Raw genomic sequence first — 22,448 nt, forward strand, 5'->3', positions numbered from 1 at the left:
GGCCGGTCCCTCCTTTCCGTTCTCCTGCGAGCCCTCTCATGTCCCGTTTCCCGTACCGTCTCCTCGCGCTTTCCCTGGCGATCGCCCTGACCGTGTCCGCCTGTGGCGGGGGAGGTGAAGGCGGTCCCCAAGGCGGGCCGGGCCAGGTCACCGTGGCCACCCTGAAGGCCGAACAGGTGGGCCTGACCCGCGAACTGCCGGGCCGCACCAATGCCTTCCTCGTCGCCGAAGTACGCCCACAGGTCAGTGGCATCGTCGCCAAGCGGCTGTTCACCGAGGGCGGCCTGGTCAGTGCCGGCCAGCCGTTGTACCAGGTGGATGACGCCAGCTACCGTGCCGAGGCCAACAGCGCCCGCGCCCAGCTGGCCCGCGCCGAAGCGACCGCCAACGCCGCCCGCCTGAGCGCCAGGCGCATCACCGAGCTGGCCAAGGTCGATGCGGTCAGCCAGCAGGACCTGGAAAACGCCGTGGCCGCGCAGAAGCAGGCCGAGGCCGATGTCGGTGCTGCCAAGGCTGCGCTCGACGCCGCCAACGTCACCTTGGGTTTTGCCCGCATCACCGCGCCGATCAGCGGTCGCATCGGCAAGTCCAGCGTCACCCAGGGCGCGCTGGTCAGCGCGGGCCAGGCCGATGCGCTGGCCACCGTGCAGCAGCTCGACCCGATCTACGTGGACCTCACCCAGTCGGCCAGCGAACTGCTGCAGCTGCGCCGCGAGCTGGCCAGCGGCCGCCTGCAGGACAACCAGAGCCTGCCGGTGACGGTGCTGCTTGATGACGGCACCGAGTTCGACCAGAAGGGCACCCTGGAATTCTCCGAAGTGAGCGTCGACCCCACCACCGGCAGCTACGCGCTGCGGGTCAAGGTCGCCAACCCCGACCAGGTGCTGATGCCGGGCATGTATGTGCGCGCGGTGGTCGGCAGTGGGGTGCGCGACAACGCGCTGCTGGTACCCATGCAGGGCATCGCCCGCGATGCCAAGGGCGAGACCAGCGCGATGGTGGTCGGCAAGGACAGCAAGGTTGAAGTGCGGCCGGTCAAGGTCAGCCGCGCCCTGGGCAGCAAGTGGCTGGTCGAGGACGGCCTGAAGCCCGGCGACAAGGTCATCGTCGAAGGCCTGCAGAAGATCCAGCCGGGCATGCCCGTGCAGGCCACCGAGATGGGCGCCGCGCCGGCCAAGCCGGCAACGCCGGCGGCCGCGGCCGACACGCAGTAAGCGGAGAATTCCATGGCTCGTTATTTCATTGATCGCCCCATCTTCGCGTGGGTGATTGCGATCATCATCATGCTCGCCGGTGCACTGGCGGTGCTCAAGCTGCCGGTGTCGATGTACCCGGAAGTGGCACCGCCCGCCGTCGAGATCAGCGCCACCTACCCGGGTGCATCGGCCAAGGTGGTCGAGGACTCGGTGACCCAGATCATCGAGCAGAACATGAAGGGCATCGATGGCCTGATCTACTTCTCTTCCAACAGCTCGGCCAATGGCCAGGCCACCATCACCCTGACCTTCGAAAGCGGCACCGACCCGGACATCGCCCAGGTCCAGGTGCAGAACAAGCTGCAGCTGGCCATGCCGCTGCTGCCGCAGGAAGTGCAGCGCCAGGGCATCAACGTGGCCAAGTCCAGCAGCGGCTTCCTGCAGGTGATCGGCTTCGTCTCGAATGATTCGAGCATGGATGCCAACGACATTTCCGACTACGTCGGCTCCAATGTCGTCGACCCGCTCAGCCGCGTGCCGGGCGTGGGCAACATCCAGGTGTTCGGCGGCAAGTACGCCATGCGCATCTGGCTGGACCCCAACAAGCTGCACACCTACAAGCTGTCGGTGGAAGAAGTGACTGCGGCGATCACCGCGCAGAACGCCCAGGTGGCCATCGGCCAGCTGGGCGGCGCGCCGTCGGTGAAGGGCCAGCAGCTCAACGCCACCATCAACGCGCAGGACCGCCTGCAGACCCCGGAACAGTTCCGCAACATCCTGGTCCGTGGCGGCACCGATGGCAGCGAGCTGCGCCTGGGCGATGTCGCCCGGGTCGAACTGGGTGCTGAAACCTACGACTTCGTGACCCGCTACAACGGCAAGCCCTCCACCGGTATCGCCATTACCCTGGCCACCGGCGCCAACGCGCTGGATACCGCCAACGGCGTGCGCGCCGCGTTGGAAGACCTGAAGGAAAACTTCCCGGCCGGGCTGGAATCGGTGGTGCCGTATGACACCACGCCGTTCGTGCAGGTCTCGATCAAGGGCGTCATCAAGACCCTGATCGAAGCCATCGTGCTGGTGTTCGTGGTGATGTACCTGTTCCTGCAGAACTTCCGCGCCACCCTGATCCCCACCATCGCCGTGCCGGTGGTGCTGCTGGGCACGTTCGGCATCCTGGCCGCGCTGGGCTTCTCGATCAACATGCTGACCATGTTCGCCATGGTGCTGGCGATCGGCCTGCTGGTGGACGATGCCATCGTGGTGGTGGAGAACGTCGAACGCATCATGTCCGAAGAAGGACTGTCACCGCTGGAAGCCACCCGCAAGTCGATGGGCCAGATCACCGGCGCGCTGGTCGGCATCGGCCTGGTGCTGTCGGCGGTGTTCGTGCCGATGGCGTTCATGAGTGGCTCCACCGGCGTGATCTACCGGCAGTTCTCGGCCACGATCGTCTCGGCGATGGCGCTGTCGGTGCTGGTGGCGATCGTGCTCACTCCGGCGCTGTGCGCCACCATGCTCAAGCCGCTGAAGAAGGGCGAGCACCACGTTGCGCACACGGGCCTGGCCGGTCGCTTCTTCGGCGGCTTCAACCGCGGTTTCGACCGTTCCAGCGAAACCTACCAGCGCGGGGTCAAGGGCATCCTGGCCCGCCCGTGGCGCTTCATGGCCATCTTCGTGGCGCTGGTGGTGGCCATGGGCGTGCTGTTCGCGCGCCTGCCCAGCTCGTTCCTGCCCAATGAAGACCAGGGCATCCTGATGGCGCTGGTGCAGACCCCGGTCGGTGCCACCCAGGAGCGCACACTGGAGGCGATGTACAAGCTGGAAGATCACTTCCTGAAGAACGAAACCGAGGCCGTGGAATCGGTGTTCTCGGTGCAGGGCTTCAGCTTCGCCGGCATGGGCCAGAATGCGGGTATGTCCTTCATCAAGCTCAAGGACTGGAAGGAGCGCGACGCCGACCAGGGCGTGGGGCCGATCACCGGCCGCGCGATGGCCGCACTGGGCCAGATCAAGGACGCCTTCATCTTCGCCTTCCCGCCGCCGGCCATGCCGGAGCTGGGCATTGGTTCGGGCTACACCTTCTTCCTGAAGGACAACAGTGGCCAGGGCCATGAGGCCCTGCTCAATGCGCGCAACCAGCTGCTCGGCGGCGCCGGGCAGAGCAAGCTGCTGGCCAACGTGCGCCCGAACGGCCAGGAAGACACCCCGCAGCTGCGCATCGACGTGGACGTGGAAAAGGCCAATGCGCTTGGATTGTCGACCAGCTCGATCAACAGCACCCTGGCCGCCGCGTGGGGCAGCAGCTACATCGATGATTTCATCGACCGTGGCCGGGTCAAGCGCGTGTATGTGCAGTCCGATGCGCAGTTCCGCATGAACCCGGACGACTTCAACCTGTGGTCGGTGAAGAACAACGCCGGTGAGATGGTGCCGTTCAGTGCCTTCGCCTCCAAGCGCTGGGACTACGGTTCGCCGCGCCTGGAGCGCTACAACGGCGTGTCGGCGATGGAAATCCAGGGCGAACCCGCGCCAGGCGTGGCCTCGGGCGATGCCATGGCCGAGATCGAGCGGATCGCCAAGGACCTGCCGCCGGGCTTCGAGATCGAATGGACCGCGTTGTCCTACCAGGAGCGCCAGGCCGGCTCGCAGACGCCGCTGCTGTACACGCTGTCGCTGCTGATCGTGTTCCTGTGCCTGGCCGCGCTGTATGAAAGCTGGAGCGTGCCGACCTCGGTGCTGCTGGTGGCGCCGCTGGGCATCCTCGGTGCGGTGCTGGCCAACACCATGCGTGGCATGGAGCGCGACATCTACTTCCAGGTGGCGATGCTGACCACGGTGGGCCTGACCAGCAAGAACGCGATCCTGATCGTGGAATTCGCCAAGGAAAACCTGGAGAAGGGCGTGGGCGTGCTGGAAGCCACCATGCATGCGGTACGCGACCGCCTGCGCCCGATCATCATGACCTCACTCGCGTTCGGCCTGGGCGTGCTGCCGTTGGCCATCGCCTCCGGTGCGGGCTCGGGGGCGCAGCGCGCCATCGGTACTGGCGTGCTCGGCGGCATGATCGTCGGCACCGTGCTGGGCCTGTTCTTCATTCCCTTGTTCTTCGTGGTCGTGCAGAAGCTCTTCAACCGCAAGGCCAAGGCGGACAAGGTAGAGAACCTCTGATAGCTGCCGGCATTGCCGGACGGTGATGTACCGCCTGGGCCGGCCAACGGCCGGCGCTACCGGCGCCCTCCGTCGGACGGCGTCACACCCGGCGTGCGTCGAAACCCGACGTGCGTCGAAACCCGACGTGCGTCGAAACCCGGCGTGCGTCGAAACCCGGCGTGCGTCGAAACCCGGCGTGCGTCGAAACCCGACGGGCGTCGAAACCCGACGAGCGTCGAAACCCGGCGGGCGTCGAAACCCGACGGGCGTCGAAACCCCGGTAGCGCCGGCCGTTGGCCGGCCCAGGTGGTCTCAAACGGAATCCATTCAATGAAACCCACTTACCTCGCACTGTCTCTCGTTGCACTTCTTTCCGGCTGCGCCTCACTGGAACCGCGCAGCACCGAGGTCGCCCCGGCGATTCCGGCGCAATGGCCGGCCACCACGTCCACCGCTGCGGCGGTGGACGTGGCTGACATCGGCTGGCGCGATTTCTTCGTCGACGAGCGCCTGCAGGCGCTCATCGCCCAGTCGCTGGAGAACAACCGCGACCTGCGTGTGGCCGTGCTGAACGTGGAAAAGGCGCGCGCGCAGTACCGCATCCAGCGTGCCGACCGCGTGCCTGCGCTCGGTGTACAGGGGCAGATGACCCGCAGCGGCGGCGACGTACCGGTCACCGAACAGTTCAGCGCCAACCTGGGCGTGGTCGGGTTCGAGCTGGATCTGTTCGGCCGCGTGCGCAACCTGAGCCAGGCGGCCCTGCAGCAGTACTTCGCCGAGGCGGCCAACCGCCGCAACGCGCAGCTGTCGCTGGTGGCTGAAGTGGCCAACGCATGGTTGACCCTGGGTGCGGACAGCGAGCAGCTGCAGATCGCCCAGGCCACGCTGTCCACCTACGAAGATTCGCTGCGCCTGAGCGAGGCGCGGCACCAGCTGGGCGGCACCTCGGCGCTGGAACTGAGCCAGACCCGTACGCTGGTGGAAACCGCGCGTACCGACGTTGCGCGTTTCCAGGGGCAGGTGGCCCAGGACCGCAATGCGCTGGCGCTGCTGGCCGGTGGTCCGATCGACGAAGCGCTGCTGCCCGGCAGCGAAGCCAATGACGTGGCCGCCGTGCGTGCGGTGCCCGCTGGCGTGCCGGGCGACGTATTGCTGCGCCGCCCGGACGTGATGGCGGCCGAGCACACGCTGCTGGCGGCCAATGCCAACATCGGTGCGGCGCGTGCGGCCTTCTTCCCCTCGATCAGCCTGACCGGCAGCGTGGGGTCCAGCTCGTCGGAACTGTCGGGGCTGTTCGATTCCGGCACCCGCGCGTGGAGCTTCATGCCCACGCTGAACCTGCCGATCTTCCAGGGCGGCAAGCTGCGCGCCGGGCTGGGCGTGGCCAATGCCAACCGCGACATCGCGCTGGCGCAGTACGAGAAAGCGATCCAGTCCGGCTTCCGCGAGGCCGCCGACGCGCTGGCCCTCAACGACAGCCTGGATGCGCAGCTGGCCTCCCAGCAGGCGCTGGTGGCGGCGGCCGAGCAGGCGCGCACGTTGTCGCAGGCGCGGTATGACGCGGGCCTGGACAGCTTCCTGACCCTGCTGGATGCGCGGCGGACGGCGTACACCGCGCGGCAGTCGCTGGTGACCACGCAGCTGACGCGCCTGTCCAATCAGGTGGCGCTGTACAAGGTGCTGGGGGGCGGGTGGTACGAGCGTGGGGACGTCGCCGCCCGGTGATGGGGCAGGTCCAGCAATTCGTAGTGCAGCCGTGGCTCAGGCACGCGCACTCAGGCGCGGACGGGCATTCTGGTCGTGGTGGCTGGTCAGGTACACGTGTTCCCAGACTTTTTCGACGAAGTCCCGGGCCACGTCCTGGCTCAGTTTCGCCATTATCTGCGCTGCGTAGTGATCCTGGAAGGCGAAGTCACGCTGTTCGTCGCTGGCCTTGGCATGGGTGATCAGCGAATCGCAGGCAAATTTGATCCAGGGTATGTAATGCCCGAACGAGGCGGAACTGAGATGACCGCCGATGTGCTTCTGGCGCCAGTAGTCGATTTCAGCGTCCACATTGATCACGGCGGGGATGGAAAGCGGGACGGAGGACATGGTTGCTTCGATTCGATAGGAAGGAAGGGCACCCCCGATAGTGCGTAACGCGCGGTGCATGCCGTGTCATGGCAATGTGCAGCAGGCGTGGGATTTTGCAGCGGTATCGGCGCGCGCTTTCATCCTGCGCGCGGGCGAACGCAAGGTTGTTAGCGTGGTGTGTTGGGTGTTTGCTCACGCCGCACTGACGGCGGATGGAGGAAGCGCAGAGCGAGCCGCAGCACGGCATGCGCGCCGTGGGGTGCAGCTGAAGCATTCATGACTGCGCGGCGCCGCCGGAAGGCGGTGCGGCGCAATCGGCACGCATCGTTGCGCGGTTGCGCAGGATGCGGCGGCGTTACTCGCCGATGTCTTCGTTCCAGACCTCGGGGTGGGCCGAGATGAATCCGCCCAGCAGGTCGATGCATTCCTGGCTCTGCATGTCGATCACCTGCACGCCATTTTCGCGCAGCCAGTCGATGCCGCCCTGGAAGGTGACCGATTCGCCCACCACCACCGTGCCGATGTTGAACTGGCGGACCAGCCCGCTGCAGTACCAGCAGGGGGCCAGGGTGGTGACCATGATGGTGTCCTGGTAACGGCGCTGGCGGCCGGCTTTGCGGAACGCGTCGGTTTCGCCATGCACGGACGGGTCGCCTTCCTGGACCCGGCGGTTGTGGCCGCAGCCGAGCAGGCGGCCGTCGTTGTGGTACAGCGCCGCACCGATCGGAATGCCGCCCTCGGCCAGGCCCTGGCGGGCTTCGGCGATGGCGGTTTCAAGCAGGGCGGCGTAGTCGGGGGTGGTGATCATGGGCGGTCCGTTCAACTGAAGGGGCCATCATAAGGTGCCGCCGGCCGGCCGGCGGTGCGATAATCGGGGCCATGAGCGAATCCCCCTACAAGACCGGCACCACCCATTTCGGCTTCCGCGATGTCGCCGCCAAGGACAAGCAGAAGCTGGTGGGCGACGTGTTCACCTCGGTCGCGCGCAATTACGACCTGATGAACGACCTGATGAGCCTGGGCATCCACCGGGCGTGGAAGCGCTACTACGTGGCCACCGCGCAGGTGAAGCCGGGCGACAGCGTGCTCGACCTGGCCGGCGGCACCGGCGACATCGCCGCGCTGCTCAAGGAGCGCGTGGGCGACGAGGGCCAGGTGGTGGTGGGTGACATCAACGCCGGCATGCTGACCGTGGGCCGTGACCGGCTGACCAACCGTGGCCTGGTGTCGGGCCTGGACTTCGTACAGTGCAACGCTGAAGCGCTGCCGTTCCCCGATGCCAGCTTCGACCTGGTGACCATCGCCTTCGGCCTGCGCAACGTGACCGACAAGGACGCCGCCCTGCGCGAGATGTACCGCGTGCTCAAGGTGGGCGGCCAGGCACGGGTGCTGGAATTCTCCGAAGTCACCGCCGACTGGTTCAAGCCGATCTACGATTTCCATTCGTTCAAGATCCTGCCCAGGCTGGGCCAGCTGTTCGCCCGCGACGGCGACAGCTACCAGTACCTGGCCGAGAGCATCCGCAAACACCCGCCGCAGGAGCAGCTCAAGACCATGATGGGCGAGGCCGGTTTCGCGCGCTGCCATTACAAAAACCTGACCGGCGGCATCGTATCGATTCACTCCGGCTACAAGGTTTGAGACACCGGTCCGGTTCCCGCTGAGGGAGCTCGTCCACACTGCAGGCAGGCTGTCAGAGAGGGCCTGCCATGCGTCTCTACCGCGGCTTGGCCCGCGTGTTTCCCCGTTCATTCAGCGCCAAGCTGATGACGGTGGTGTTCATCGGCGTGCACGTGCCGCTGCTGGTGCTGCTGCTGTGGATGGTCTTCAGTGGCCGCTACCAGCAGGAAGCCATGTGGGCCGTGGTCGCGGTGGTGTTTGGCGCCACCCTGATCGGTACCGGCATGGCGATGATGGCGCTGTACCGGCTGATGGCGCCGCTGCGCCAGGCCGCCGAGGCGCTGGAAGCGTATTACGACGAACAACGCCTGCCGCACCTGCCCGACCTGGGCCACGACGAGATCGGGCGGCTGCTGCGCGGGATCAACCGCAGCCTGCACGGGGTGGATGCGGGCCTGCGCGACCTGCGCCGCAGCGTGCTGCTTGACCCGCTGACCCAGGCGCTGAATCGCCGTGGTTGCGAACAGGCACTGGCCGACTCGGCCCGGAAGGCGCAGTCGCGGCTGCAGCCACTGACCCTGTTCGTGGTGGACCTGGACAATCTGAAGCCGATCAACGATGCGCACGGGCACCTGGCCGGCGACCAGGTGCTGGTGCGGCTGGTGGTCTCTGCCCGGCAGTGGCTGCGGCCCGGCGACTGGATCGGGCGCTGGGGCGGGGATGAATTCCTGCTGGCGGTGCATGACAGCCATGAGGTGGCCTGCGCGCGGCTGCGCGAGTGGCTGGATCGGCTGGCCGTGCCGGACGACCCGGCCGATCCGCCGTTGAGTGCCAGCGCTGGGGCGGCGGGCTACCGGTCGGGCGAGGACCTGCGCGAGCTGTACCGGCGCGCCGATACCGCGATGTACCGGGCCAAGGCGGCCGGCGGTGCCCGGCTGCTGTGTGAAGATGACTGAATGGGGAATGGGCCACGGACGGGGGTAAACTGGCGGTTTCACCCTGATCGGTCCCGATTCATGCGATCCCCGTTCCTGCTGATTCCCCTGGCCGTCGCGCTTGCCGCCGGCTGCTCCAAAGAGCCCGCCGCCCCGACCGCGGCCCCCGCCGCCCAGCCGAGCGCCGACACCGCCGTGAAAGCCGCCAACCGCAGCCACGATGAAAGTTCGTACGCCGAACCGGACAAGGTCGTCATCAAGGACCTGGCCCTGGATCTGAAGCTGGATTTCGACAGCAGGCAGATCGGCGGCACCGCCACCTACACCCTGGAGTGGAAGGACAAGGCGGCAACGCAGTTGGTGCTGGACACCCGCGAGCTGACCATTGAAAAGGTGGAAGCGGTGGCCGCCGACGGCAGCACCGCGCCGCTGCAGTTCGCGCTGGCACCGGCCGACAAGGTGTTCGGCAGCAAACTGACCATCGAAGCGCCGGAACAGCCGGGCAAGGTACTGGTGACCTACCACACCGCGCCGACCGCCTCGGGCCTGCAGTGGCTGGAGCCGTCGATGACCGAGGGCAAGAAGCTGCCCTTCATGTTCAGCCAGTCCCAGGCCATCCACGCCCGTTCGTGGGTGCCGTTGCAGGACACGCCCAGCGTGCGCTTCACCTACAGCGCGCACGTTGCCTCGCGCCCGGACGTGATGGTGCTGATGAGCGCCGACAACGATCCCAAGGCCGCGCGTGACGGTGATTACACCTTCAAGATGCCGCAGCCGATTCCGTCCTACCTGCTGGCCATCGCCGCCGGCGACCTGGTGTTCGAGCCGATCTCCGGGCGTTCGGGCGTGTGGGCCGAGCCGACCATGGTCGGCAAGGCGGCCAAGGAGTTCGAAGATACCGAGAAGATGATCGGTGCGGCCGAGAAGCTGTACGGCGAATACCGCTGGGGCCGCTACGACATGCTGGTGCTGCCGCCGTCGTTCCCGTTCGGCGGCATGGAAAACCCGCGCCTGACCTTCGCCACCCCGACCGTGATCGTGGGCGACAAGTCGCTGGTCTCGCTGGTCGCCCATGAGCTGGCGCATAGCTGGTCGGGCAACCTGGTGACCAATTCGAGCTGGAAGGACATCTGGCTCAACGAAGGCTTCACCACCTACGTGCAGGGCCGCATCACCGAAGCGCTGTATGGCCAGGAAATGGCCGAGATGGAGCGCGAGATCGACCAGAACGATCTGCTGGGCGAGGTCAAGGACATGAGCCCGGCCGACCAGGCCCTGGCCCTGCCGCCGCTGACCGAGCGCGACCCGGACGAGGCGCTGAGCAACGTGGCCTACGTCAAGGGTTCGTGGTTCCTGCAGTTCCTGGAACAGCGCTTCGGCCGCGAGGTGTTCGATCCGTTCCTGCGTGGCTGGTTCGATGACCACGCCTTCCAGAGCGCCAACACCGACCAGTTCGTCGCGTACCTGAAGAAGAACCTGCTGTCGAAGAAGCCCGGTGCGGTCACCGACGCCGAGCTCAAGGCATGGCTGGACGAGCCGGGCATTCCGGCTTTCGCCACCAAGGCGCGTTCGCGCAACTTCTCCATCGTCGATACCGCGCGCATTGCGTGGGAGGGCAGCGGCACGCTGCCGAGCGCGCAGATCACCAGCGAGTGGGGCACCCAGGAATGGGTCCACTTCATCGACGGCCTGGGCAAGACCCTGCCGGTCGACAAGCTGGCCGCGCTGGACCGCGCGTACAAGTTCACCGGCACCGCCAACGGCGAAATCGCCATGCGCTGGTACCCGCTGGCGATCCGCAGCGGGTACGCGGAGGCCAATGAAGCGGCCGGTGCCTTCATCGAACGTGTGGGCCGCCGCAAGCTGATCCTGCCGATCTACGCCGAGCTGGTGAAGACCCCGGAAGGCCTGGCGTTCGCCAAGGCCGCTTTCGAAAAGGCCAAGCCCAGCTACCACCCGATCACCACCGCATCGGTGCAGGACATGCTGGACAAGGCAAGCGCCGGCAAGTAACTGCCGGCCATGCGTTGAACGACAACGGCGGGGAAACCCGCCGTTGTCGTGTCCGGGGGCATGCGGCGGCTGCGCGTTCTTCGTTCGGGGGTCATGCCGCACCCGCGCGTTGGCGCGCTATCGGCGGTCGATCGGGATGCGACCTTACCGGTCTCCCCGTTACAGTAGGCGGGTGACGCGTGCCGTCGTCGACCCTGGGAGCCTGCAATGAAACGACTGATCCTCGCCGCCGCCTGCGCACTTGTCCTGGCTGCCTGCAGCAACCCGGAAGAGGAGCGTAAGGCGCAGGAGGCTGCCGCTGCTGCCGCCAAGGCGCAGCAGGAAGCAAAGGCCGAAGGCGTGGCCAAGCAGTACGACATGGCCGTGGCCGCGCAGGACTGGGAGCGTGCGCGCATCCATGGCGGTTCGCTGCTGGACCAGTACAAGGACACCGACGTGGCCGCGCGCATCGAGCCGGGCTACGCCGAGGTCAAGGCCAAGGCTGAAACCGCGCGCGAACTGCGCCGCATGCAGGGCCTGTGGCAGTACAACCAGGTGCCGGTGGGCAGCAAGGGCAACCAGGTCTCGGCCTCGATCTACAGCAAGGAGCGGGTGGACGTGGACGGCAGCGGCCCCAAGCCGGTGCAGTTGATCTTCCGCGACCACCCCGAGTGGAAGCGCCATGCCTACCTGGTGCTGCAGGCCGGTGATTTCCGTTGCCCGCAGTGCACGGTGAAGGTGACGGTGGACAACGGCAAGCCGATCCCCATGGCCGCCTGGCGCCCGAAGACCGACGAAGCCATCGCCATGTTCATCACCGACCAGAAGGCACTGTGGAAGCTGGCACGCAAGGCGAAGAGCATCAGCATCGAATTCCCGGTCAAGGCCGGCGGCACCCGCACGGCCATCTTCGAAACCGGCGGCGTAGACGCCAGCAGAATGCCGAACGGGTGGAATTGACCGGACGGTGATCCACCGCGCGAAAGGCAGCCGGGCAGAGCCCGGCGCTACCGGTGTCCGGAGCCCATGGTTGATTCATCCCGATCCCAATGGGCACGTAGCAATTCGTAGGTCCGGCCGTTGGCCGGACACCGCGCGTAGCGCGGCCCGAGCATCCGGAGGCGGAAGAATCACCGCCCCGTATTCCGTCCAACGTTGACACGAACCGGAGCCGGGCGTCAGGTGTTCATTACCTTGGAACAAAGCGCCGCCGGCCAACGGCCGGCGCCACCGAGCGGATCAACCGTTGAGCGCGTAACCGAATTGCTGTTTGAACTGCTCATTGAATTCTTCGAACGTGAACCGCTGGTTCTGCGTGCCGGGATGTTCCACCTTCAGCGCGCCCATCAGGTTGCCCATGCGGCCGATGGTCAGCCAGTCGTAGCCCTTCTCGATGCCGTAGATCAGGCCGGCGCGGAAAGCGTCGCCACAGCCGGTCGGGTCGACCACGCGGCGCTCGTGCGCCGGCGGGATGTCGTAGGTCTTTTCCGGGGTGTGGATGACCGCGCCCTTCGGGCCGCGGGTGGTGATGTAGGCCTTGACCCGGCTCACGATCTCCTTTTCGTCCCAGCCGGTGCGCTCCTGCAGCAGATTGGACTCGTAGTCGTTGACCACCACGTAGTCGGCCTGCTCGATGAAGGTGCGCAGCTCCGGGCCGTTGAACAGCGGCATGGCCTGGCCGGGGTCGAAGATGAACGGTACGTCGGTTTCGAAGAACTCCTGCGAGTTCTGGATCATGCCCTCGCGGCCATCCGGGCCGACCAGGCCCAGGGTCACGCCCGGCACGTCCCTCACGTGGTTCTCGTAGGAACGCATCATCGCGCCCGGGTGGAAGGCGGTGATCTGGTTGTTGTCGTGGTCGGTGGTGATGAACGCCTGCGGGGTGAACAGCTCGTCGATCACCTTGATCCGGCTCAGGTCGATGCCCAGGCCCTGGAAATACTCGCGGTACGGGCCGAAGTCCGAGCCCACCGTGCCCATCGGGATCGGCTCGCCGCCCAGCAGGTGCAGGTTGTAGGCGATGTTGCCGGCGCAGCCACCGAACTCGCGGCGCATGCGTGGCACCAGGAACGACACGTTCAGGATGTGCACCTTGTCCGGCAGGATGTGATTCTTGAACTGGTCCGGGAACACCATGATGGTGTCGAAGGCAAGAGAACCACAGATCAAAGCGGACATCGATTAAGGCCTATGCGGAATGGGTTTGAGGCCCGGCAGGCGGGCAACGAAACGGCGCCCTGAGGCGCCCAATGGCGCAAAGGTTAACGGGTGCGGCGCCGCAGGGCCAGAACCCCGGCTGTCCGGTTTCGACTGAATGGCCGCCAAGGCTGGGTTTGGGGGACATTTCTCCTTGCTCGCGAACAGGGGGATTGCTAGTCTTGTCGACCTCGAATTCTGCCCATTTTTTCGCCATCCCGCGTTGGGCGCGACACCCCTCAGGATCAACTCCCAGATGTTCAAGAAACTGCGTGGCATGTTCTCCAATGACCTGTCCATCGACCTGGGCACGGCCAATACCCTCATTTACGTGCGCGGGCAGGGGATCGTGCTGAACGAACCGTCGGTCGTGGCCGTGCGCCAGGACCGTGCCATCGGTGGCACCCGTTCGGTGGCCGCCGTCGGCGCCGAAGCCAAGCAGATGCTGGGCCGTACCCCGGGCCACATCACCACCATCCGCCCGATGAAGGATGGCGTCATCGCCGACTTCACCTACACCGAGGCGATGCTCAAGCACTTCATCAAGAAGGTGCACAAGTCGCGCTTCCTGCGCCCGAGCCCGCGCGTGCTGGTCTGCGTGCCGGCCGGCTCGACCCAGGTCGAGCGCCGCGCCATCAAGGAATCGGCCGAAGAAGCCGGCGCCCGCGATGTGTTCCTGATCGAAGAACCGATGGCCGCTGCCATCGGGGCCGGCATGCCGGTCACCGAAGCCCGTGGCTCGATGGTCATCGACATCGGCGGTGGCACCACCGAAGTGGCGGTGATCTCGCTGAACGGCATCGTCTATTCGGCCTCGGTGCGTATTGGCGGCGACCGCTTCGACGAGTCGATCACCAACTATGTACGCCGCAACCACGGCATGCTGATCGGTGAAGCCACCGCCGAGCGGATCAAGGTGGAGCTGGGCTGCGCCTACCCGCAGGCCGAGGTCATCGAGATGGAAATCTCCGGCAGGAACCTCGCCGAGGGCGTGCCGAAGATGATCAAGATCAACTCCAACGAAGTGCTCGAAGCCCTGCACGAACCGCTGTCGGGCATCGTCAGCGCGGTCAAGCTGGCGCTGGAGCAGACCCCGCCGGAACTGTGCGCCGACGTCGCCGAGCGCGGCATCGTGCTGACCGGTGGTGGCGCCCTGCTGCGCGACCTGGACCGCCTGATCTCCGAGGAAACCGGCCTGCACGTGCAGGTGGCCGACGACCCGCTGACCTGCGTGGCCCGCGGTGGCGGTCGTGCGCTGGAGCTGGTGGACATGCACGGCAACGAGTTCTTTGCGCCGGAGTAAGCCGTACCGTTGCAGTTCCATGGACGCGCCCCTGCGGCGTGATGCCCGCTGCGTGCCTGCCACGCCGGGCATCGCAGCGCCGGGGCGTTGTCGCATCCTGTTGCCCCGTTCTGCCGTTTCCCGTAGAGCGGGGTTCTGCCCCGCTGCCTTCCGCCCCTTGATCAATCGAACCTCCTCGTGCCGCCCTACGCCGGTCCTCCCATAGCCTCCCGCCAGGGTGATGCCAGCAGCCCACTGCGGTTGCTCGCCTACCTGGCCCTGGCCATCATCCTGATCGTGCTCGACGACCAGGCCGGCTGGCTGGCGCGCGCGCGCGCGCAGGCCAGCGTGCTGGTGCAGCCGGTGTGGGCGCTGGCTGGCCTGCCCGGCCGGCTCGGTACCCAGGTCAAGGACAATGCCGCCAGCCACGGCCAGCTGGTGAATGAGAACCGCGAGCTGCGCAACCAGCTGCTGATCGCCAACGCGCGCCTGACCCGCCTGCAGACCGCCGCGCTGGACAACGCGCAGCTGCGCGAGCTGCTCAACGTGGCCGAGCGCAGCGGGCTGGACGTGCAGCTGGCCCCGATCCTGGACATCGACCTGGACCCGGTCCGCCAGCGCCTGGTGCTGGCGGCCGGCAGCCGCGATGGCGTGCACATGGGGCAGGCGGTGATCGATGCTGGCGGCCTGATGGGGCAGGTGATCGCCACCACCGGCAGCAACGCCACCGTGCTGCTGCTCACCGACCCGGACCACGCAGTGCCGGTCACCGTGGCCCGCAACGGCGTGCGCCTGATCGTATACGGCCGCGGCGATACCCTGGAACTGCGCGACATCCCGCTCAGCGCCGGGGTGGAGGTAGGCGATGAAATCGTCACCTCCGGCCTCGGTGGTCGCTTCCCGGCCGGCTTCCCGGTAGGAAAAATCACGGCCCTGCGCCCCGACGACACCCACGCCTTCCTGGTAGGCGAACTCAAACCCGCCGCCCAGCTCGACCGCGGCCGCGACGTGTTGCTCTTGAGGCCAGGTGCCGCAATTCGCGTGCCTGTGGCACGCGAACTGCTTCAGCCGGATGCGTCTGCGACGAATCCGGCTGCCGGGGGGGCATCCCCCCTTAACCCCGCGCCTTCGGCGCACCCCCTTCAACAAGAAGGGGGCTCTCCTCCAGACGGGTCCTCGGTAGCGCCGGCCGTTGGCCGGCCCACGGAAAACCCACCGCAGCCAGCGGTAGCCCCGGCCGTTGGCCGGACACCGGGCAACTCGCCTCCGCAGGAGGCACACCAATGAGCCGCCTGCGCGACAAACCCTGGGTGCTGCCGGTCAGCATCGTGCTGGCGCTGCTGCTGGGCCTGCTGCCGTTGCCGGCGCTGCTGCAGCCGCTGCGCCCGTACTGGCTGGCACTGGTGCTGGCGTACTGGGTGATCGAAGCACCGGACCGGGTCGGCCTCGGCATGGCCTTCGCGTGCGGCGTGATCGCCGACCTGCTTTACGGCGGCGTGCTCGGCGAGCAGGCGCTGCGGCTGGTGATGCTCACCTTCATCCTGCAGCGCTTCCGCGCGCGCATCCGTTTCTTCCCGATGTCCCAGCAGGTGCTGGCGATCGGCGGCCTGCTGTTCAACGACCGCATCGTCAGCGCCGTGGTCCATATCGCCGTGGGCGAACCCACCCTGCCATGGTCGTACTGGTGGGCGCCGTTGCTGGGCATGGGCCTGTGGCCGCTGGTGTTCGTGCTGCTCGATGCAGTCCGCTTCGGACGTCGCGGGCGCTGACATGTACGTGCGCCGCCAGGCCAAGAATCCGCGCGCCGAAGCCGAGCAGTTCCGGCGCCGCGCCGCGCTGGGCTTCCTCGGCGTGCTGGTCTGCCTGGTCGGGCTGGGCGGCTGGTACTTCAAGCTGCAGGTGCTGGACCACGAGGTCTACACCACGCGCTCGGAAGCCAACCGCATCAAGCCACGGCCGGTCGTTCCCGGGCGCGGCATGATCTACGACCGCAACGGACGCCTGCTGGCCGAGAACGTGCCCGCGTTCCGGCTGGACATCACTCCGGACAAGGTCAAGGACATGGATGCCACCCTGGCCGGGCTGGCGAAGATCCTGACCCTGACCCCCGAAGACCTGGAAACCTTCAACAGGTCGCGCAAGGCCCGCCGCAGCTTCCTGCCGGTGACGCTCAAGCTGCGCGTCACCGATGAGGAAATGGCGCGTTTCGCGGTGGACCGCTGGCGCTATCCCGGCGTGGAGCTGGAACCCTACCTGACCCGCCGCTACCCCTACGGCGACCTGTTCGCGCACATCATCGGCTACGTCGGTCGGGTCGATGACAAGGACCTGGAAATGCTGGGCGAGGGCAACGCCGCGCTGACCCATATTGGCAAATCCGGCCTGGAACGCTATTACGAGCAGCAGCTGCGCGGCAAGGTCGGCTACGAACAGGTCGAAACCAACGTGCAGGGTCGGGCGATCCGCACCATCGGCCGGGTCGCCGCGCAATCGGGCAGCGATCTGCGCCTGTCCATCGATGCCGACCTGCAGCGCGCCATGGTGGCGGCCTTCGGCGATTTCGACGGCGCCGGCGTGGCGATGGACCCGCGCACCGGCGAAATCCTGGCCATGGTCAGCCTGCCGTCCTATGACCCGAACCTGTTCGTCAACGGCATCTCGCATGCCGACTTCAAGGCACTCAACGACAACCCCTCGCGGCCGCAGTTCAACCGCCTTGTGCTGGGCGGCGTGGCCCCCGGTTCGACCATCAAGCCGCTGATCGGCCTGGCCGGCCTGGACAGCGGCGTGCGCAAACCCGAAGACAAGATCCTCTCCACCGGCATGTTCTACCTGCCGGGCACCTCGCGTGGCTGGGGCGATGCCAACCGCGGCGGCCACGGCTGGACCGATCTGCGCAAGTCGATCACCCAGTCGGTCAACACGTATTACTACAAGCTGGCGCTGGACCTGGGCATCGAGCGGTTCGACCAGTACATGGGCTACTACGGCTTCGGCGAGCCCACCGGCATCGACCTCACCGGCGAGATCGGCGGCATCCTGCCCTCGCCGCAGAACAAGTACAAGGCGCGCAAGGAACGCTGGTATCCCGGCGATACGGTCAACGTCAGCATCGGCCAGGGCGACTGGAAGGTCACCCCGCTGCAGCTGGTGCACGGCGTGGGCGGCATCGCCGATGGCCAGCTGCGTACCCCGCACCTGGTCATGCAGCAGCGCGAGAGCTTCGATTCGGACTGGGTGTCCACCCCGGTTGGAAAGAGCAAGGCGGTGAGCCCCAGCCCGGGCAACCTGCAGGCCGTGCGCGAAGGCATGATGGGCACCATGCGTCCGGGCGGAAGCGGCGCACGCGCCGCCGCTGGCGCCCCGTACACCATTGCCGGCAAGACCGGCACCGCGCAGGTGATCAGCCGGCGTGGCACCGCTGCGGTGAACCCCAAGAGCCTGCCGATGCACCTGCGCCACCGCTCCTTGTTCGTGGGCTTCGCCCCGGCCGAAAACCCGGTGATCGTGCTGGCGATCGCCGTGGAAGGCGGTGGCTACGGCGGTTCGGCGGCGGCGCCGATCGCGCGCAAGCTGTTCGATGCCTGGCTGCTGGGCAAGATGCCCGAAGGCATGGAGCCGCTGGACAGCGTGCGCGGCACTACCGCGATCGGCATCACCGCATTTGAAGGCGACAGCGCCGCACGCCAGGCCGGTGATGTCGCCGCTGCCGTGCTGGAATCGATGCCGGTGCTGGTCGGCCTGCCGGAACCGGTTCCCGCGCCTGCACCGTTGCCCGGTACGCCATTGGCGCCAGCCGCCCACCCGCCAGCCCCGCCGGAGCGCGCCCGATGAAGGATTTCCTGCGCTGGGCCAGCGACATGGTCGTGCGCTTCTGCAGCACCCTGGACTGGGTGCTGTGCCTGGCGCTGGGCGCGCTGATGCTGATCGGCCTTGCCGTGCTCAAGAGCGCGGGCGGCGATTCCCTGGTGTTCGCCCAGGGCGCGCGTTTCGTGGTGGGGCTGGGGGCGATGTGGGCGATTTCACGCATGCCGATCCTGCGCATCCGCTCGGCCACGCCGCTGATCTACGCCGTGTCGATGATTCCGCTGCTGGCCGTGTTCGTGCTTGGCACCGGCAAGTACGGCCGGCAGTGGCTGGACCTGAAACTGTTCTACCTGCAGCCGGCCGAGCTGCTCAAGGTCAGCCTGCCGATGATGGTGGCCTGGTACCTGCACCGCATGCCGCTGCCGCCGCGGTTCTCCACGGTGATGGTCAGCGCGGTGATCATCGGTGTGCCCACCGGGCTGGTGATGCTGCAGCCGGACTTCGGCACCGGCGTGCTGATCGCCGCCAGCGGCGCGTTCGTGTTGTTGCTGGCCGGCCTGCCGTGGTGGTGGGTGGGCGTGGCGGTGGGGGGGGGCGCCGCTGCGGCGCCGGTGGCCTGGATCTGGTTGCTGCGGCCGTACCAGAAGGACCGCATCATGATGTTCCTGGACCCGGAGATGGATGCGCTGGGCGCCGGTTGGAACATCATCCAGTCCAAGATCGCGATCGGCTCCGGTGGCTTCGACGGCAAGGGCTGGGGGCAGGGATCGCAGTCGCACCTGAACTTCATTCCCGAACAGACCACCGACTTCGCCTTCTCCGTGCTCAGCGAGGAATTCGGCTGGATCGGCGTGGCCGTGGTGCTGTCCTTGTACCTGGTAGTGATCGGGCGCTGCCTGTGGATCGCCTCGCAGTCGCGCGATTCTTACTCCCGCCTGCTGGCGGGTGCCACCGGCCTGGCCTTCTTCGTCTACGTACTGGTCAACGGCGGGATGATCTCAGGCCTGCTGCCGGTGGTGGGCGTGCCGATGCCGCTGATCAGCTACGGCGGTACCTCGGCGGTTTCGTTGCTGGCCGGCTTCGGGCTGGTGATGGCCGCCCGCAGCCACAACCCGGTGCACGGCGGCTACAGCTGAGCCTGCCTCGGCAGCGCGCCGCGACGACATGCCGCCACAGCGGCTACACGACGTCACCCGTTAGGGTCAAAAGTCCGCCTGCGGAACGCCCGTGTCTGCGCAGAAATCGCCATTGGATCGTGCCGGATGCGACAAATCCGACGGTCGAGGTGGAGGTTGCGTCAATAAATCGGCAAAAAAGTGAGATGTGGTGCACAAATATGAATGCGATTGATCAGGATCAATGGACATGTCGTAATCGGCCGGCACAATGGCGGCCCGCAAGCAGCTGCGCATTGAGCCAAGCGATGCGCAAGGGCGCTGGCGGGAAGTAGTTGACCAAACAGATACAGGGAGCGCGGCGTGCGCTGGGGAGTTGCACGTTGCGCTGGTATCGACCGGGTCGGTAGCCCGGTTGCGCCCATGGGGATGGGGGCGCAACCGGTATACCTTTTAACAAAGGGGGCTCCTCGCCTGATCCACCCCGGTAGCGCCGGCCGTTGGCCGGCCCATGGGAAGATGGATCTACACGTGGACTTAACGAAGCAGGATATCTTCGGGCAAATCGTTGGGATTCATGGTGTTAGGGGTTTTATTTCACCTTTGACCTGCTAACCTGCGGCGATGATTCGACGCACTTTGGCTTGCATGCTTACGCTCGGTTTGGTTGCCTGCGCGACCCAGCCGCACTCCCCGTCACCGCCGCCACAGGCGTCGGGTGCGCCCAACAAGCCGGGGGTGGCCCACAAGGGGCCGGCCGAAGCAGCGCCAGAGGGGGCTGCGGCTACGGCGCCGCCGGTGGACCTGACCCCGGTACCGTTCGAGGTGGCGCGTGCCAACTTCGTGCGCGATACCGCTGCGCGCTACGGCATTCCGGCTGCGCAGATCGAGGCCACGCTGGCCCAGGCGCAGGTGCGCGATCCGATCATTGCCGCCATGTCGCGCCCGGCCGAGCGGGTCAAGCCGTGGAACGAGTACCGGCCGATGTTCATCAGCCAGGCGCGGATCGATGGCGGCAGGAAATTCCTGGCCCAGCACCGCGATGAACTGATGCGCGTGCAGGAACGTACCGGCGTGCCGGCCGAAGTGATCGTGGCGATCATCGGCGTGGAAACCAGCTACGGCGCCAATACCGGCAGTTACCGCGTGCTCGATGCGCTGTATACGCTGGCGTTCAAGTACCCGCGCAGCGGCGATCCGGCCAAACTCGAACGCGAAGTGCGCCGCGAGCTGTTCTTCCGCGATGAGCTGGCGCGCCTGTTTGTGCTGGCCCGCGACGAGAAGCTGGACATCCTCGCGATCAGGGGCAGCTATGCCGGTGCCATGGGCATGGGGCAGTTCATGCCGTCCAGCTACCTGGACTTCGCCGTGGACGGTAACGGCGACGGTCGCCGCGACCTGTTCACCCGCTACGACGACGTGTTCTCCTCGATCGCCAACTACTTCGTCAAGAAGGGCGGGTGGGTGCGCGGCGGCCCGGTCGCGGTGCCGGCCACGCTGGCCGCCGGCCGGGCGCCGTTCGATCCCACCGACTGGACCCCGACCTGGACGTTGTCCGACCTGGCCCAGCGCGGCTACCAGCCCACTGCGCCGGTGCCTGCCGGCCTGACCGCCACCCCGATCACGCTTGAAGGCAGCAACGGCAAGCAGTACTGGCTGGGCTTCCAGAACTACTACGCGATCACCCGCTACAACCTTTCCAAGATGTACGCGATGGCCGTCTACCAGTTGTCCCAGGCCATCGCCGGACAGGAGCTGCCACCGGCATGAACGTACGCGCACGCTGCAGATGGGCGGTTCCCGGCCTGCTGATCCTGGCGCTGGCCGCCTGCAGCAGTGCGCCCAAGAAGCCGCCCACTGCCAGCAGCGGTGCCGGCAAGCCCGGTGGCACGCTGGTGCAGGGGCAGGGCAGGGGCGGGCGGCCCGCCCATTGCCCGGAAGGCTCGCCGTACAAGGCGGCCGCCGAGGACCCCGGGACGCGCGGCAATTACCGCGCGGGCGGGCTGTACAAGCCAGGCGTCAACGACAGCACGCCGACCTACATTCCCAACGTGGCCTGCATCCCCGAGCCGGATGTGGTTGATCTGCCGCGCTCGACGATCGGCAACAAATCGCCCTACGTGGTGCTGGGCAAGAGTTACCAGGTCCTGGACCGGCCCAAGGGTTATGCCGAAAAGGGCACCGCGTCCTACTACGGCGCCAAGTTCCATGGCCGGCTCACCTCCAACCGCGAGGTGTACGACATGTACGCGTTCACCGCCGCGCACAAGACGCTGCCGTTGCCGAGCTTCGCGCGGGTGACCAACCTGGACAACGGCGAATCGGTGATCGTGCGCGTCAACGACCGCGGCCCGTTCCACGACGGCCGGGTGATCGACCTCAGCTACGCCGCCGCCGTGCGCCTGGGCATCACCCAGCGCGGCACTGGCAACGTCGAAGTGCGCGCGCTGACGCCGGGTGAAGACAAGCCGCTGGCCGACAAGCCGTCGCGCCGCGAACGCCGCGCGGCTGCGGCGGCTACGGTCCGCCGCGCCAGCGACATGGACAAACTGGTCGGCGCGTTGCCGGCCCCGGCTGCGCGTCCCGTGGGCAGTGGCCAGCCGGCCGCCACCCAGGCCGCCACGCTGGATGCCGGCCCGGTCACGGTGAGCTCGCTGCCTGCCGCCGCGCCGGCCGTTGCCGTGGCACGTCCCCTGCCTGCACCCGCAGCCGCTGCGGCACCCAGCCCCTCGCTCCAGCAGCAGGTCGGCAACGTGCTGCTGCAGGTGGCCAGCTTCGCCAGCCGCGAAAACGCGACCAAGGCGCTGGGCCAGCTGTCCTCGGCGGGCATCGTCGGCGCCAGCATCAGCGACATCGTCAGCGGTGGCCGTACCCTGTGGCGCCTGCGCGTGCCGGCAGCCGACCATGCCAGTGCCTCGGAACTTGCCGGCCGCATTGCCGGTCTGGGATTCGGGTCGCCGCAGATCGTGAAAGAGTGAATGCGTCCCGCCGGGCGCTTCTGCGTCCGGCCACCCCATGGGCCTACAATGGCCGTCCCCTGTAATCCCCCTTGGCGCCCTCCTGGAGCTTGCTGTCC

Annotated in this window: 17 protein-coding genes; 14 read left to right on the forward strand and 3 right to left on the reverse strand. The window is 67.0% G+C overall.

The window, feature by feature from the left end; translation table 11 throughout:
* The first annotated feature begins 38 nt into the window (after nucleotides 1-38).
* The 3 genes from smeD (at nucleotide 39) to WIX41_RS11915 (ending at nucleotide 6,074) form a co-directional block, all read left to right on the forward strand.
* Nucleotides 39-1,214 (forward strand): multidrug efflux RND transporter periplasmic adaptor subunit SmeD, encoded by a 1,176-nt coding sequence (gene smeD, locus WIX41_RS11905; RefSeq protein ID WP_339447790.1) that lies wholly within the window; start codon nucleotides 39-41, stop codon nucleotides 1,212-1,214.
* 12 nt (nucleotides 1,215-1,226) lie between these two features.
* The gene (gene smeE / locus WIX41_RS11910; protein WP_339447792.1) at nucleotides 1,227-4,367 is read left to right on the forward strand and encodes a multidrug efflux RND transporter permease subunit SmeE; all 3,141 of its coding nucleotides are present in this window, start codon (nucleotides 1,227-1,229) and stop codon (nucleotides 4,365-4,367) included.
* Between the two features lie 312 nt (nucleotides 4,368-4,679).
* Nucleotides 4,680-6,074, forward strand: coding sequence for an efflux transporter outer membrane subunit (locus WIX41_RS11915; protein ID WP_339447794.1), 1,395 nt, complete (start codon nucleotides 4,680-4,682; stop codon nucleotides 6,072-6,074).
* A gap of 36 nt (nucleotides 6,075-6,110) precedes the next feature.
* Here the strand turns inward: WIX41_RS11915 and WIX41_RS11920 are convergent, their stop codons facing one another.
* Together WIX41_RS11920 and WIX41_RS11925 are read right to left on the reverse strand one after the other, a co-directional pair.
* On the reverse strand, nucleotides 6,111-6,443 hold the full coding sequence (locus WIX41_RS11920; RefSeq protein ID WP_339447796.1) for a hypothetical protein: 333 nt from the start codon (nucleotides 6,441-6,443) through the stop codon (nucleotides 6,111-6,113).
* A 337-nt stretch (nucleotides 6,444-6,780) separates the two neighbouring features.
* Nucleotides 6,781-7,233 carry a nucleoside deaminase gene (locus tag WIX41_RS11925; protein WP_068854054.1) on the reverse strand — a complete coding sequence of 151 codons (453 nt, stop codon included), beginning with the start codon at nucleotides 7,231-7,233 and terminating at the stop codon, nucleotides 6,781-6,783.
* 71 nt (nucleotides 7,234-7,304) lie between these two features.
* On the opposite strand from WIX41_RS11925, the gene ubiE reads away from it, so the two are divergent.
* The 4 genes from ubiE to WIX41_RS11945 all read left to right on the forward strand — a co-directional run bounded on the left by ubiE (nucleotide 7,305) and on the right by WIX41_RS11945 (nucleotide 11,932).
* Entirely contained in the window at nucleotides 7,305-8,066 is a 762-nt protein-coding gene (gene ubiE, locus WIX41_RS11930) for a bifunctional demethylmenaquinone methyltransferase/2-methoxy-6-polyprenyl-1,4-benzoquinol methylase UbiE (protein ID WP_339447798.1), read from the forward strand.
* Nucleotides 8,067-8,134: 68 nt separating this feature from the next.
* Complete coding sequence (locus WIX41_RS11935) at nucleotides 8,135-9,001, forward strand: GGDEF domain-containing protein (protein ID WP_339447799.1); 867 nt, start codon at nucleotides 8,135-8,137, stop codon at nucleotides 8,999-9,001.
* A gap of 60 nt (nucleotides 9,002-9,061) precedes the next feature.
* Nucleotides 9,062-10,993: a M1 family metallopeptidase gene (locus WIX41_RS11940; protein WP_339447801.1), complete on the forward strand. Its 1,932-nt coding sequence runs from the start codon at nucleotides 9,062-9,064 to the stop codon at nucleotides 10,991-10,993.
* Between the two features lie 207 nt (nucleotides 10,994-11,200).
* Complete coding sequence (locus tag WIX41_RS11945) at nucleotides 11,201-11,932, forward strand: hypothetical protein (protein WP_339447803.1); 732 nt, start codon at nucleotides 11,201-11,203, stop codon at nucleotides 11,930-11,932.
* A gap of 279 nt (nucleotides 11,933-12,211) precedes the next feature.
* Here the strand turns inward: WIX41_RS11945 and WIX41_RS11950 are convergent, their stop codons facing one another.
* Nucleotides 12,212-13,150 carry a carbohydrate kinase family protein gene (locus WIX41_RS11950; protein ID WP_339447805.1) on the reverse strand — a complete coding sequence of 313 codons (939 nt, stop codon included), beginning with the start codon at nucleotides 13,148-13,150 and terminating at the stop codon, nucleotides 12,212-12,214.
* Nucleotides 13,151-13,424: 274 nt separating this feature from the next.
* Here WIX41_RS11950 and WIX41_RS11955 point away from each other — a divergent pair, with 274 nt between their 5' ends.
* The 7 genes from WIX41_RS11955 to WIX41_RS11985 all read left to right on the forward strand — a co-directional run bounded on the left by WIX41_RS11955 (nucleotide 13,425) and on the right by WIX41_RS11985 (nucleotide 22,350).
* Nucleotides 13,425-14,471, forward strand: a complete 1,047-nt coding sequence (locus tag WIX41_RS11955; protein ID WP_038686189.1) for a rod shape-determining protein — start codon at nucleotides 13,425-13,427, stop codon at nucleotides 14,469-14,471.
* A gap of 177 nt (nucleotides 14,472-14,648) precedes the next feature.
* Nucleotides 14,649-15,737, forward strand: coding sequence for a rod shape-determining protein MreC (gene mreC, locus WIX41_RS11960; RefSeq protein ID WP_409187379.1), 1,089 nt, complete (start codon nucleotides 14,649-14,651; stop codon nucleotides 15,735-15,737).
* Nucleotides 15,734-16,219: a rod shape-determining protein MreD gene (mreD, locus tag WIX41_RS11965; RefSeq protein WP_339447810.1), complete on the forward strand. Its 486-nt coding sequence runs from the start codon at nucleotides 15,734-15,736 to the stop codon at nucleotides 16,217-16,219. The genes mreC and mreD overlap by 4 nt, the downstream gene beginning before the upstream one ends.
* 1 nt (nucleotide 16,220) lies before the next feature.
* Nucleotides 16,221-18,284: a penicillin-binding protein 2 gene (gene mrdA / locus WIX41_RS11970; protein WP_339447811.1), complete on the forward strand. Its 2,064-nt coding sequence runs from the start codon at nucleotides 16,221-16,223 to the stop codon at nucleotides 18,282-18,284.
* On the forward strand, nucleotides 18,281-19,393 hold the full coding sequence (gene rodA, locus WIX41_RS11975; RefSeq protein ID WP_339447812.1) for a rod shape-determining protein RodA: 1,113 nt from the start codon (nucleotides 18,281-18,283) through the stop codon (nucleotides 19,391-19,393). The genes mrdA and rodA overlap by 4 nt, the downstream gene beginning before the upstream one ends.
* Nucleotides 19,394-19,996: 603 nt before the next feature.
* Nucleotides 19,997-21,142 carry a lytic murein transglycosylase B gene (gene mltB / locus WIX41_RS11980; protein WP_409187380.1) on the forward strand — a complete coding sequence of 382 codons (1,146 nt, stop codon included), beginning with the start codon at nucleotides 19,997-19,999 and terminating at the stop codon, nucleotides 21,140-21,142.
* Nucleotides 21,139-22,350, forward strand: a complete 1,212-nt coding sequence (locus tag WIX41_RS11985; protein WP_339447814.1) for a septal ring lytic transglycosylase RlpA family protein — start codon at nucleotides 21,139-21,141, stop codon at nucleotides 22,348-22,350. Before mltB ends, WIX41_RS11985 begins: the two co-directional genes overlap by 4 nt.
* Nucleotides 22,351-22,448 lie beyond the last annotated feature (98 nt).

It is taken from the genome of Stenotrophomonas sp. AB1(2024) (genome assembly GCF_037482345.1).
GTDB lineage: Bacteria > Pseudomonadota > Gammaproteobacteria > Xanthomonadales > Xanthomonadaceae > Stenotrophomonas.